The organism is Vibrio marisflavi CECT 7928, from assembly GCF_921294215.1.
GTDB lineage: Bacteria > Pseudomonadota > Gammaproteobacteria > Enterobacterales > Vibrionaceae > Vibrio > Vibrio marisflavi.
Genome location: NZ_CAKLDM010000002.1, coordinates 1,358,448 through 1,370,609, shown reverse-complemented (window position 1 = coordinate 1,370,609; position 12,162 = coordinate 1,358,448). Strand labels below are relative to the sequence as shown.

Sequence of the window (12,162 nt, the reverse complement as noted above, 5' to 3'; positions counted from 1 at the left end):
AGCAGAAAGCCGAGCATAATGCTCGGCTTTCTTTTTGGTTTCTACTATAGAACTGGTGCTATGAATATTAATCAATTAATCCATAGTCACGGCTAAGAACATCAATAATCTCTTGTTTTGGGTTTTTGCTTAAAACAATTTTCTGGCCAGTAATTTTCTCGGCAATATTAATGTAAGTGCGAGAAAGATCCATTAAAGAGTCAGTAGGTAGCTCATTGTTACGTGCTAATGCTTCTCGCTCATCCATGCGATTTTTATTAAGTAAAATATCTGGATCTGGGAAGTGATTGAGCAAGAACTGTCGGAAACCTTCTTTTGAGTTCTCTACGATATTGTTCTGTAGATATTCGTTTTTATCCCAAATTCTTGAAGAGTCAGGTGTGCCAACTTCATCCATATAGATAAGCTTTTCGTTACCTTCTGCGTCTTCAACGTAGCCAAACTCAAATTTAGTATCAACGAATATCTGATCGATTTCGGCTAGAGACTTACCGATTAGCTCAAAGCCTTGCTTTAGGTATTTCTCATAAAGATTGATATCTTCAGCAGATGAGAAGTTAAACTCAGCAAAGTTATCTTCGATGTTTTTGCGGCTGATATTCACATCATCGGCTTCAGGTACTCCAGGAATGCCTTTCAGGATTCCTTTCGTTGATGGAGTAATAAGTATCTCTGGTAATGCTTTATCTTTACCAAGCCCTTCAGGAAGTTTGATACCACAGAACTCTCGCTCGCCTTTCTCGTATGAGCGCCACATTGAACCAGTAAGGTACTGGCGACAAATAGCTTCAATTTTGACTGGTTTAGCTTTTTGAACAATCCAAACAAATGGGTGTGGGATATCCAAAATATGGCTATCCGCTAAACCATTTTCTTTAAAGAGCTTGAACCAATGATTTGAGATAGCATTGAGCGCTGCTCCTTTACCTGGTACACCTTTTAAGCCACCTTGAGCATGCCAAATGCAATCAAATGCTGAAATTCTATCGCTAATAACCATAATTGCTAAAGGCGCGTCAGAGGCAACGTCATAGCCTTTTTCTTGAATTAGGCGTTGGCTGTCTTCATCAGTGAGCCAGTAAACAGAGCGTACTTTTCCACTGTGTACAGGTTTATTTGTACGAATTGGGAGGTCATTATTAACAGCAAGAACTTGATCAGCAAGGTTCATCGACATAATCCTATCGTAATATCAATGTTACATTTAATAGCCAAAGAACTGAGTACTTCAGCCTTACATATGCGACGCATGATACCAGAACTAATTTATGTCGCTAGTAAAAAAGCAAACGTTTGCTTAAAAACTGATTGGCTAACAAAGGAGGAATAAAAAATTGACTCCAAGCCTTATATTAATGCATCGGCAAGGTCCCGACCTAGGGGGAGTGTGAGAACCTGTTGTAGCCAATAAAAAGCTTAGAATCAAAAGCAGTGAACTAGTTGAAAATAGGCAAGCAGCCTAAGTATGTCATAGGAAAAATACTTCACAATGGTGCTCATGCGCGAGTTGCTTAAGCAAGTTTTGGTTAACAATATTAATTTTACCTGACGCTACAATTGCACTTGCATTCCCTGCCTTGATAGCGCGCACTACGATTTGAAGTTCAGACTGAGTATGAGATGGTTTCATTTGTATGATCTTTTTGGGATTAACTTGAGAAGAGGTTAAGTCCAAGGAGCTAATTTTGGGGCATTCAGATGTAAACAGTATCCACTGATCTTGCTGAGACAGCACTTCCAGTTTGTCGAAAAAGTCGATGTCACAGGTTTGCTGAATAGCAGGATGTACTTGGTTTGAAAAGTGGTTATGTGCGCTTGCTTGATACATGGTTACTGTCCTTATATACATACTGTATAGATAAACAGTAGTTCTTTTTTGTATACCAATCAAGGTGAATTTTTGCCCCAATATTAATTAGACTGACATCGATTCTTTTTAAGTAATTGTATATAAGGGAATTGTATCTATTTTGAGAAGCTTTAGTGATCTGAGTAAATGTTAAGGGTGTCACAAATGTATTACTGGTTACATTCAGGTTTTTGCTACGAATATTGTGGGTATTGGAATGGTCGTACAGGTAAATAATTGGACCAAGCACAAACTAAATAAGACTTGTCTGGTGAGCGAGCGAAGGTTGATTTACAAGAGAGAGGTGAGGGAGGAAGTAGTACTAAATGCACTATTAAACAATGTTTAAAAACACAGTTTAAAAGGCAAACTAAAAAGCGCCGACAGATGCGACGCTTAGTTTGGCATGAAATGCTTAAAACATCATGAAGATTATATATTTAGAGATTGGCTTTCTTCACGTCTTCTTTGTTCTAGCTCACCTAGGTTAAACTGCCTGACATCAAGAGTTGCAAGTGAATAACACTCTTTACATGACAGATTCGATTTACCATCAAGGTAGTCATGTCTAACCAGTAAGCTAGGCTTTTTACACCAATCACAAACGCCTTCTATTGTGAACATATCTTCCCCTTACTTCACTATTTCCCACTGCTCCAATTTAGTGATTTATATGTAGAGCTTGTATTGGGGATTTTATTTTCGCTTGTGATTATGACATATAAAAGTAGGTCGAGTTAACTTTATAAGATGCCAATTGAGAAGGAGATCGATTGCTTACATGCTAGCTGAAACATAGAGTTATCCGGTGTAACTATTTATTAGCTTGAGACAATATTATCTTTAGTGCTGCATTCAGTCTCTTCATTTCATCCTCGCTTCCATTTATGTCTGGATGGTAAATTTTAGAGAGCTGCTTAAATCGAAGTTTTACTTTTTTTTCTTCGGGGATACTGTTTACTCGGAAGCCAAAGAGTGTACAAGCGAGCTGTAACTGAGTCGGTGTTTGACTTGCAGCTTTCTCTTTTGATTTATCGTTATTTTGGTTCGTTGAGTTCCTAGATTGGTTCTGTTGTTTCTTTAACTCACGATACAGCAGGCTGATCTGCTTTTTCTGCTGGTTTATAAGTTGGACTTGATTGGCAATATTTTTGTCTTTATCTTGGTTTTCTGAATTGCTCACCGTTTGCTTTCTTTGCTGCCTTCTCCTGAACACTACAATTGAAGTAGATAGAGTCGCAACTGCTATCATAGTGATTACGTACTCAACAATAGACAAGGTTTCCAAACCTTCAGGTGGAGACGTCGGTGAAGTGAGGGACTCTGAATCTTCCGGAAATACCGAGTTCAATTGGTCTATGTATGATATCTGTTTGGCTCGTCGAGCATTGTATTTGCTTTCCAGGATTTTGGAATAGGCCTCTTCTGCAACGGAACTTTTTCCAGAAGCAACCTGATACCAAACTTCGGCCATATCGATGGGGTCGGGAGGCTGCTTTAAATTTTGGTAAACTTTGCCAAGAGTAAGCTGTGCATCAACATTACCGTTGATAGCTAAATCGATGAGCCAAAATAGCCCTTGTGGAACATTTTTCTTTGTTCCAATTCCGTTTATATAGGCTTTAGAAAGTTTAAACTTCGCTGGGTCATAGCCATTTTGCGCTGACTGTTGATACCAGTAGAAAGCAGCTTGTTTATCAGGTGAAAGTTCTTTGTTGCCAAGTTCGTACAGCTTAGCTAATGCGTATTGTGACTTTGCGTCATTTTTCTCGGCTAATGTGGTGAGAGATTGAATAGATTCAGCGAATGCAAGTGGAACGTTCGCGAAAAAAACGAGTAGAAGAATCTGAGGGAGAATTTGTCGCAAGATGTCACCACCCAATCATTACATCCATGTACTATTACCTGAATAGCAGCCGGGGTTATAAAGCTGCTACGGTAGCGCTAAAGCAAATTAAGTTTAGCATGTCAGGTTATAGAGAGCCGAACGGAATGTGAAAATTGGTGTAATGAATTAAACAAAGCTGATGATTAGCTATTATCTCAACATCTTAGGAGCCTGGGCTCCATCAATTGGACGGCTTACTGAAACTTTTCTGCCTTTCTTTAATCCGACTTCGTAATCTTCTGTTATGTTTTTCATTGCTTCTTTAAGCTGTTGCTTAAACGTTTCTCGGTCGATGTTTTTAAACTCTTTGTCGATGTAGTTATTAATCTTATTTGTCGATTCATCGTCTGGAGCAATAATTGGTAGCTTTTCCAAAGCACCTTCGACCCAGCCAGAAACAAACGAGTTAACTCGACGAGTGACTTCTAGCGTTGATGTACCAGTACCAGCAAAGCTATTTCGAAATTTGCCAGTATGCTCATTAAGTTCTCGGTAAATGATGTCAAAAGCGAATGCAGCAAAAATGGCTCTATCGGCTTCCCCAATAAACTCAACTCTCTTAAGACCTTTGTGATTCAGCAGCACAGCTTCAACACCAAACTTTGTGTTTATTCCACGTATAACTCGCAATAAAGTTGAACTAATGTTAGCTGGCAGTAAGTGTGTGGACTGGGTTTTACCCATCTTGATAAATTCTATATCGTCTTTATCAAGACCATACTTCAGCATTAAGCGGTGTGCCATTTTTATGGCATTTGCAGCTTCATTTACGTTTGCTGAGTTACCCAACTCTAGGCACTTGGCGATCTTCTTTAGAGCTTTCTGTTTATCCATCGATGAGAAATGGCCTGACAATAATAAAGTCGACCATTTTAACGTTTTTGCTAACTAAGTAAAAGAGCCTCGGAGTTAAAAGGTGTCCGAGGCTCTTAATTAGTCTTTAATTCTTAATGGTTTACGTGTATGGATTACTAAAAAATGCTACCTCACGGTTGCCTAAGCTGTTAGATGCCTAATTCGTCGAGTAGATCATCAGAAATGTCAGGCTGGCTCGCTGAGGACTGTTCTTCTGCTTGGTTACGCTTGCGTTGCTGGGCTTGTTCAAGAATAGCATCAGGGCTGTCGTCGTCAGAAACTTCAAACTCTTCCAATTGAATGAACTCAGTTTTATCCATGGCTAACTCAAGATAGAAAATGTTATTACCCTCTGTTGAAAAGGTAACTCTTCTCACTTGAGGTCTATCTAGGTTGGTATCGACAGACAGTACCACCTGTTTATTTAGCGAAAGCATTTTAGGTTGGTTTTGAGTGATGTCAGTCCTTAGCTCTTTGCGTATTCGATTGGTAAAGTCGCCGACCAACTGGTTCATCAGCTCGCCCAATACATCACCCACTTCGTCAGAGGTATGAACAATCGCAAGCTCTTCTTCGGGGATTCCCATATTTCTCATGTAATTGGTGTAGATTTCAAGTGCAGACTTTGCGGTAAAATTAATAACAACTAAGCCAGAAAATCCGCCATCAAACAATACAAAGCAACCATAGTCCGGCTTTAAGCTTGTCTTAGTTATTTTCTGTACCATGGCTGAATAGGTTATGTTTGAACCTGTGGCAGAAGTTAAGACACCAGATACAGATTGGCATAGCTTTAACAAAATATCTTCGGTAGTGACAATCTTATTTTTTTTCATTGTTGGCCTATTTCAAAATCACTGCATTTACAATCCAAATAAATCCGCTACTTACACCTGCATGAACGGCTCAGCAAGCATATGCTTAATTGTGGCACTGAGATTCTGTTTTGATCACCTTTTCAAATGTTGTAAAGTGACCAAAATCAAAAGATTAATATTAAAATAACTCAATACCCGATGCTGATCGGATCAGCATTGTTGGGCAGGAAGCAAATGTTACCTAGATTACAAACACAATCTGATGTCGATCCTACCGTTCAGGATTTTCTAAACGACCTGAAGAAAGTAGGTTTTAGCGGCGACATCGAAACTCAATACTCAAGTCGACTCGCAGTTGCAACAGATAACAGCGTTTACCAGCAGCTGCCACAGGCTGTGGTCCATCCCAAGACAACACAAGATGTTTCCCTAATAACTAAGGTTAGTTCAAAACCGAGCTATTTGGATGTGACTTTTTCTCCCAGAGGCGGAGGGACAGGGACAAATGGGCAGTCGCTGACTAAGGGTATTGTGGTTGATCTATCAAGATATATGAACCAAGTGCTTGAAATTAACGAACAGGAAGGCTGGGTGAGAGTTCAGTCTGGTGTAATCAAAGATCAGTTAAACCAAGCGGTTAAGCCTTACGGTTATTTCTTTTCGCCCGACTTATCTACCAGTAACCGAGCGACATTGGGTGGTATGATAAATACTGATGCGTCAGGTCAAGGCTCACTGAAATACGGTAAAACGTCAGACCATGTTTTATCGCTACAAGCCGTATTTGCTGATGGTTCAATATTTGAAACCGATGGTTCAAGAGGGGAACCACAGCAAAATACTTTTGCATGTAAGGCGGTTGAAACAGCTGAAAAGGTATGTCGCGAAAATCGACAAGATATTCTAGATAAATTTCCACCACTAAACCGTTTCCTCACTGGGTACGATCTCAAAAATGCTTTGGATGACAAGAGCCAGAGTTTAGATTTAGCGCGCATATTATGTGGCTCCGAAGGCTCACTAGCATTTATTACAGAAGCGAAACTAAACCTTACACCCATTCCTAAAGTTCGTATGTTAGTTAACGTAAAGTACAACAGCTTTGACGCAGCACTGCGCAATGCTCCATTTATGGTCGAAGCGAAAGCTTTGTCTGTCGAGACTGTGGACTCCAACGTACTGAACTTAGCAAAACAAGACATCGTCTGGCATACAGTAAGTGACCTGCTGACTGAAGTACCCAATCAAGAAATGCTCGGCATCAATATGGTTGAGTTTGCAGGCCAGAATGAGAGTGAGGTTGAGGCTCAAGTCAGTGAGCTAGTGGACAAGCTTGAATCAATGCTCGAAGCTAAGCAAGCAGGCGTCATTGGCTTTCAAGTATGCAATGATTTAGAAAGTATTAATCGCATCTACAATATGCGCAAAAAAGCAGTGGGGCTGCTTGGCGCTGCGAAAGGGCGAGCAAAGCCTGTAGCATTTGCTGAAGACACCTGCGTTCCACCTGAGAATCTTGCTGACTTCATTGCGGAATTTCGTGAGTTACTAGATAGCAAAAATCTGAAGTATGGAATGTTTGGTCACGTGGATGCTGGAGTGCTACATGTTAGGCCTGCACTAGATATTTGCGATCCAAAACAAGAAAGCCTGATGCACGAAATTTCAGACCAAGTAGTTAAATTGGTTTCGAAATATGGCGGCCTGATGTGGGGAGAGCACGGCAAAGGATTCCGATCAGAATATGGCCCTGAGTTTTTCGGTCCTAAATTATTTACCGAGCTTCGCCGAGTAAAAACAGCATTTGATCCTCTTAATAAGATGAACCCCGGAAAGATTTGTACTCCACTCGATAGCGAAGCTGAGCTAGTTAGAGTGACGGATACAAAAAGAGGGTTTTATGATAGGCAAATAGATGTTGCTGTGAGAGATAGCTTCAAGCAAGCCATGGAATGCAATGGTAATGGCTTGTGCTTTAACTACGATACATCGTCTCCAATGTGCCCATCAATGAAAGTAACATATGATCGCAGGCACTCACCAAAAGGTAGAGCAGGTTTAGTCAGGGAGTGGCTGCGGCAGTTAAGTGAAAAGGGTGTAGATATTCTGGACTTCGAACATCAAAGTTTGAACCCTTCTTCATCGCTCAAGGCTCTGGTTGATAAGTTGCGACATACGGCAAACAAGCGCCACGAGTACGACTTTTCTCATGAAGTGTATGAGGCAATGAATGGTTGTTTAGCGTGCAAAGCGTGCGCGACACAATGTCCTATTAAAGTCGATGTGCCAAGTTTTAGAGCGAGATTCCTAAACTTGTATCACACACGTTACCAAAGGCCTGCGAAAGACTATTTGGTTTCAAATATCGAAACTATGCTGCCTTGGATGGCAAAAGTGCCTAATGTTGTAAATGCGGCAGTAAACAACTCATTGGTAAAAAGCTTAACCGCGAAAACAGTTGGCTATGTTGATGCGCCGTTATTATCCACACCGACTCTAAGTAAACGTCAGGTAGTTTCTACTGACTTCAATATGGATATGCTTGTCACGTTGCCTGAAGCTGAACGCCAAGAATATGTTTTGATTGTTCAAGATCCATTTACAAGCTACTACGATGCACAGGTGGTGGAAGATTTTACTCATTTAGCATTAAAGCTTGGTAAAAAGCCTGTTTTGTTGCCATTTAAGCCAAATGGGAAAGCGCAACATATCAAAGGGTTTCTAGCTAAATTTGCTGCTACTGCGAAAAGTACTGCAGAATTCTTATCTCAAGTGGCAGCGCTGAATATCCCTATGGTGGGTGTTGATCCGGCTATGGTGCTTTGCTATCGAGATGAATACCAAGAAATACTTGGCGAAAGTCGTGGTAAGTTTCAGGTGTTGAATGTACACGAATGGATGCTCCCTCGTCTTGAAGAGTTTAATGCAACAAAATCAGAGCAAGAGGAGCCTTGGTATTTACTTGCGCACTGTACTGAAAAGACCAAAATGCCGAACAGCGAGAAGGAGTGGGGCACAATATTTAATCACTTCGGTGCTAAGTTGCAATCTGTTCCAGTAGGCTGCTGTGGTATGGCTGGTACATTCGGGCATGAGGTTGATAAGCTTGAAATGTCGAAAAATATATTTGAACTGAGTTGGAAGCCGAGTTTAGGCAAGTTGCCAAAAGATAGGTGTATGGCGACTGGGTACTCTTGCCGCAGCCAAGTCAAAAGGTTCGAAAAAGAAACGCTAAGCCACCCATTGCAAGCACTGTTGGCAGTGGTTTCGCAATAGACAAGGTAAGAAGGAATACTCACTAGCTGGTGAGTATTCCAAATGAAAGTAAAGATTATGAATTTATCAGATTTTCAATATCACCATATGGGTATACCAACCACTGAGCCAAAGCCAGATGAACGGTATAGTCCAACATATAAAATGTATACAACAAAAGGTGACAACCCGTTTCGTATACAATGGCACCGATTCGAGCCCGACTGCCCGTTGCATCCACTAATTAAGTCTCAACCTCACGTGGCTTTTAAAGTCGATAGCTTGGAGAAAGCAATAGAAGGGCAGGTATTGCTATTAGGTCCCTACGAACCGATTGCAGGCTTTAAAGTCGCAATGGTGGAAGTCGAAGGCGCTCCTGTAGAGCTAATAGAGACGACGCTAACTGAAGATCAAATTTGGAATAGCGATCATAAAGGTTCGGAAATTTATCCAGATGAACCTAATCAATAAAGTTGAGTTGTTGATGTTAGAAGATGCTATGAGAATACGAGCACTCAAGCATGTTCGAGCACTAAATTTGCCCGATTGCTATATTGCGGCAGGATTTGTTAGGAACATGATTTGGGACCATCTGCATGGCTTTTCTTTGGCAACACCTTTGAATGATGTCGATGTCATCTACTTTGCCCCTGATAACCTGCAAAGCGAACAAGACATTCATTATGAACAATCCCTCTCAGCGTTGATGCCAGAGATAAACTGGCAGGTGCGAAATCAAGCAACTATGCACACTCGTAACAATGATAAGCCTTACAAAAACTCTATTGATGCAATGAGTTATTGGGTAGAAAAAGAGACGGCTGTTGCGGTCAGGTTGTTAAGTGATAACAAATTAGATTTCATTAGTGCATTCGGTTATGAGCACAACTTCCGTGGAACGATCACTTACAACCATCGCCGGACCATAGACACATTTAACCATAGAGTGTCATCAAAAAAATGGTTGACAACATGGCCCAAACTACAGGTTGTAACTAGATAAATAAGGTACAAAAAAACCTCCGTATAGGAGGTTTTTTTTAAAGTCTTAGCCGTGTCGCTATTAAGCAGCTTCAGTGATATCTGCAAGGAAGCTTTCTTTACGTGCATTGAAGCGTTTGACTAGATCAGCGACGGATTCGTGCTCATAAGGCTTAAGACCACTTGCAACCATTCTTTTTACGCCATTGCCAACTACTTCGCCATTTTCCATAAAGGCAAAGTTTAGTGTTACAACACCACGTTTGCCTTCAACATCGAAAGTAGCACCAGTAAACTCAACTTCAGGCTTAACCAAATCGAGGCGTTCAAACTCCACTTCCATGCTCTCGTAAATGACAAGAGGGCGCTGGCAATTAATCATCATTTTCGCCTGTTCCATAAGAGGAACCATGATGTGTGGGAAATTCATACCGGAAAATTGTACGTAAGTGGTTACGACATGCTCAATAAATGCAGCATCGTTACTGACTTCACCTTCACGTTGAACCGTTAGGTATTGCTTGCCGTTCTGGTCGACAACGACACTTTCGTTTGCGCTGTTCTTGATACTTAGTTCAATACCATCTGTGACCATACCAGAGAAGTCAAAGCGCATCTTTTGGCTGATGCCTTGTTTTTGCAGTAACACCGCAAACAAAAGATCTCCAGGTACACAAAAGCGTTTGTTGTCTTCGTCATGGATCGGGTTGTAGTCGCCCGCGACCTTTTTGGCGAAGTGGCTCGCTTGCTGGCGTGTGAATTGGAACTGGTCTTCTTTTGTTGAAAAATAGGGTGTTAGGAACATAACTCGTGATACATAGCAAAAATTGTAGGGGATTATATATTAGATTTGACCTTTAATGGTCCATCCAGTGTAAATTTTTTTTGTTAAGTCTCTAATACTACTTAAAGAATAAAATCGACTTAGCAGAAAAGCCTAGCTTTTCGCTAGGCTTTGGATAGGCATTTCTAGTGACGGCTAGAAACTTAACGCTAAAGAAGAAGGCATCAACTCATTGTGTACGGCTAGTTTCAACAAACTACATGCTTTTTCAATATCAGGTGCGAAATAACGGTCTTTGTCATAGAAAGAGACGGTTTCGCGCAGCATGTGTTTAGCTTGCTCGATACGAGATGAGGACTGATTCGGTGCTCTGAAATCTAGCCCTTGTGCAGCTGACAAATATTCTACGGCTAAAATACCGCGAGTATTGTCGCCCATTTCTTTTAGTCTTCTACCAGCAAATGTTGCCATGGACACATGGTCTTCTTGGTTTGCAGAAGTTGGCAAGCTATCAATAGAAGCTGGATGAGCAAGTGTTTTGTTTTCACTGGCTAGCGCGGCTGAAGTTACTTGCGCAATCATAAAGCCTGAGTTTACACCGCCGTTATCGACTAAGAATGGTGGTAGTTTACTTAGAGCACTATCAATCAGTAGAGCCATTCGACGTTCTGATAGGCTGCCAATTTCAGCGATAGCAAGTGCAAGGTTGTCTGCGGCCATTGCAACTGGCTCTGCATGGAAGTTTCCTCCAGAAATGATATCACCATCATCGGCAAAGACTAATGGGTTATCGGAGACAGAGTTGGCTTCTACTTCAAGAGCACTTGCTGCATTTCGTATTTGTTGCAAACACGCTCCCATGACTTGCGGTTGGCAGCGCAGTGAATATGGGTCTTGAACTTTTTCACAGTTGGTATGAGAGTCACCGATATCACTTCTAGTATCTAGCATATGGCGATAAGCTTCTGCCGCATCCATTTGGCTGCGGTGACCTCTTACTCTGTGAATGCGAGGGTCAAATGGTCGTCTGCTGCCTAGTGCCGCTTCTACTGACATTGCGCCACATACTGTTGCAGAAGAGTAGAGGTCTTCCGCTACAAACAAACCCTCTAACGCGAACGCAGTGGAAGCCTGAGTACCGTTTAGAAGTGCTAAGCCTTCCTTAGGTGCTAATGTAATCGGCTCTAAACCAGCAATTTTCAGTCCTTCTAAGCCAGACATGATTTTACCGTTGTGTCTAGCTTGTCCTTCACCTAGTAGGACTGTACTCATATGAGCAAGAGGCGCTAAATCACCAGAAGCACCAACTGACCCTTTCTGAGGAACACAAGGGTAAACATTTGCATTGACTAGCTTTATCAAGGCGTTGATAACAGAGAGGCGAATACCAGAAAAGCCGCGCGCAAGGCTATTGATTTTTAGTACCATCATCAGGCGGACTGTTTCATCCGCCATGAACTCACCGATACCGGCTGCATGAGACAGCACGATACTCTTTTGTAGAGTTTCCAAATCTTCGGGTGCAATACGAGTGTTGGCCAGAAGACCAAAACCTGTGTTAATACCGTAAACCGTGCGATTTTCTTCAATAACTTGGTCTACGATTCGAGTGCTGGCTTCGATATCAGGGATCGCGTCAGAGTCTAGTTTTAATCTGACCGGATGGCGGCTCACTTGGCGAAGCTCTTTTAAGCTGATACAACCTGGTTTTAGCGTAAAATCTAACATCTTCATT

11 protein-coding genes are annotated in these 12,162 nt (G+C 41.5%); 3 read left to right on the top strand and 8 right to left on the bottom strand.

The annotated features are described in order from the left end of the window. Positions 1 to 67 precede the first annotated feature (67 nt). The 6 genes from L7A31_RS13060 to L7A31_RS13035 all read right to left on the bottom strand — a co-directional run bounded on the left by L7A31_RS13060 (position 68) and on the right by L7A31_RS13035 (position 5,428). The gene (locus L7A31_RS13060) at positions 68 to 1,171 is read right to left on the bottom strand and encodes a phosphoribosylaminoimidazolesuccinocarboxamide synthase (protein WP_237362225.1); all 1,104 of its coding nucleotides are present in this window, start codon (positions 1,169 to 1,171) and stop codon (positions 68 to 70) included. Positions 1,172 to 1,468: 297 nt separating this feature from the next. After that, positions 1,469 to 1,828: a SulA-like leucine-rich domain-containing protein gene (locus L7A31_RS13055; RefSeq protein ID WP_237362224.1), complete on the bottom strand. Its 360-nt coding sequence runs from the start codon at positions 1,826 to 1,828 to the stop codon at positions 1,469 to 1,471. 453 nt (positions 1,829 to 2,281) lie between these two features. Beyond that, the gene (locus L7A31_RS13050) at positions 2,282 to 2,473 is read right to left on the bottom strand and encodes a hypothetical protein (RefSeq protein WP_237362223.1); all 192 of its coding nucleotides are present in this window, start codon (positions 2,471 to 2,473) and stop codon (positions 2,282 to 2,284) included. A gap of 190 nt (positions 2,474 to 2,663) precedes the next feature. After that, positions 2,664 to 3,731, bottom strand: a complete 1,068-nt coding sequence (locus tag L7A31_RS13045) for a tetratricopeptide repeat protein (protein WP_237362222.1) — start codon at positions 3,729 to 3,731, stop codon at positions 2,664 to 2,666. Positions 3,732 to 3,887: 156 nt separating this feature from the next. Further along, on the bottom strand, positions 3,888 to 4,571 hold the full coding sequence (locus tag L7A31_RS13040; RefSeq protein WP_237362221.1) for a DUF2786 domain-containing protein: 684 nt from the start codon (positions 4,569 to 4,571) through the stop codon (positions 3,888 to 3,890). A 170-nt stretch (positions 4,572 to 4,741) separates the two neighbouring features. Then, positions 4,742 to 5,428 (bottom strand): DUF3334 family protein, encoded by a 687-nt coding sequence (locus L7A31_RS13035; RefSeq protein ID WP_237362220.1) that lies wholly within the window; start codon positions 5,426 to 5,428, stop codon positions 4,742 to 4,744. Positions 5,429 to 5,644: 216 nt separating this feature from the next. Between L7A31_RS13035 and ydiJ the strand changes: the two genes are divergently transcribed. From ydiJ to L7A31_RS13020, 3 genes are read left to right on the top strand one after another with little or no spacing between them, the layout of a single operon-like run. Beyond that, positions 5,645 to 8,683 carry a D-2-hydroxyglutarate dehydrogenase YdiJ gene (gene ydiJ / locus L7A31_RS13030; protein ID WP_237362219.1) on the top strand — a complete coding sequence of 1,013 codons (3,039 nt, stop codon included), beginning with the start codon at positions 5,645 to 5,647 and terminating at the stop codon, positions 8,681 to 8,683. A gap of 42 nt (positions 8,684 to 8,725) precedes the next feature. Next, positions 8,726 to 9,133, top strand: coding sequence for a hypothetical protein (locus tag L7A31_RS13025; protein ID WP_237362218.1), 408 nt, complete (start codon positions 8,726 to 8,728; stop codon positions 9,131 to 9,133). Beyond that, the gene (locus L7A31_RS13020) at positions 9,117 to 9,665 is read left to right on the top strand and encodes a nucleotidyltransferase family protein (RefSeq protein WP_237362217.1); all 549 of its coding nucleotides are present in this window, start codon (positions 9,117 to 9,119) and stop codon (positions 9,663 to 9,665) included. Before L7A31_RS13025 ends, L7A31_RS13020 begins: the two co-directional genes overlap by 17 nt. 60 nt (positions 9,666 to 9,725) lie before the next feature. Here L7A31_RS13020 and L7A31_RS13015 read toward each other — a convergent pair whose 3' ends face one another. Together L7A31_RS13015 and hutH are read right to left on the bottom strand one after the other, a co-directional pair. Continuing rightward, on the bottom strand, positions 9,726 to 10,448 hold the full coding sequence (locus L7A31_RS13015; RefSeq protein ID WP_237362216.1) for a DUF3581 domain-containing protein: 723 nt from the start codon (positions 10,446 to 10,448) through the stop codon (positions 9,726 to 9,728). Between the two features lie 174 nt (positions 10,449 to 10,622). Next, positions 10,623 to 12,161, bottom strand: a complete 1,539-nt coding sequence (gene hutH, locus L7A31_RS13010; protein ID WP_237362215.1) for a histidine ammonia-lyase — start codon at positions 12,159 to 12,161, stop codon at positions 10,623 to 10,625. Position 12,162: the final 1 nt, after the last annotated feature.

Excerpts from the sequence above, each read along its gene's own strand:
- L7A31_RS13050 (WP_237362223.1), bottom strand. The coding sequence starts at position 2,473 with ATGTTCACAATAGAAGGCGTTTGTGATTGGTGTAAAAAGCCTAGCTTA.
- L7A31_RS13055 (WP_237362224.1), bottom strand. The coding sequence starts at position 1,828 with ATGTATCAAGCAAGCGCACATAACCACTTTTCAAACCAAGTACATCCT.
- ydiJ (WP_237362219.1), top strand. The coding sequence starts at position 5,645 with ATGTTACCTAGATTACAAACACAATCTGATGTCGATCCTACCGTTCAG.
- L7A31_RS13015 (WP_237362216.1), bottom strand. The coding sequence starts at position 10,448 with ATGTTCCTAACACCCTATTTTTCAACAAAAGAAGACCAGTTCCAATTC.
- L7A31_RS13060 (WP_237362225.1), bottom strand. The coding sequence starts at position 1,171 with ATGAACCTTGCTGATCAAGTTCTTGCTGTTAATAATGACCTCCCAATT.
- L7A31_RS13025 (WP_237362218.1), top strand. The coding sequence starts at position 8,726 with ATGAAAGTAAAGATTATGAATTTATCAGATTTTCAATATCACCATATG.
- L7A31_RS13035 (WP_237362220.1), bottom strand. The coding sequence starts at position 5,428 with ATGAAAAAAAATAAGATTGTCACTACCGAAGATATTTTGTTAAAGCTA.
- hutH (WP_237362215.1), bottom strand. The coding sequence starts at position 12,161 with ATGAAGATGTTAGATTTTACGCTAAAACCAGGTTGTATCAGCTTAAAA.
- L7A31_RS13020 (WP_237362217.1), top strand. The coding sequence starts at position 9,117 with ATGAACCTAATCAATAAAGTTGAGTTGTTGATGTTAGAAGATGCTATG.
- L7A31_RS13040 (WP_237362221.1), bottom strand. The coding sequence starts at position 4,571 with ATGGATAAACAGAAAGCTCTAAAGAAGATCGCCAAGTGCCTAGAGTTG.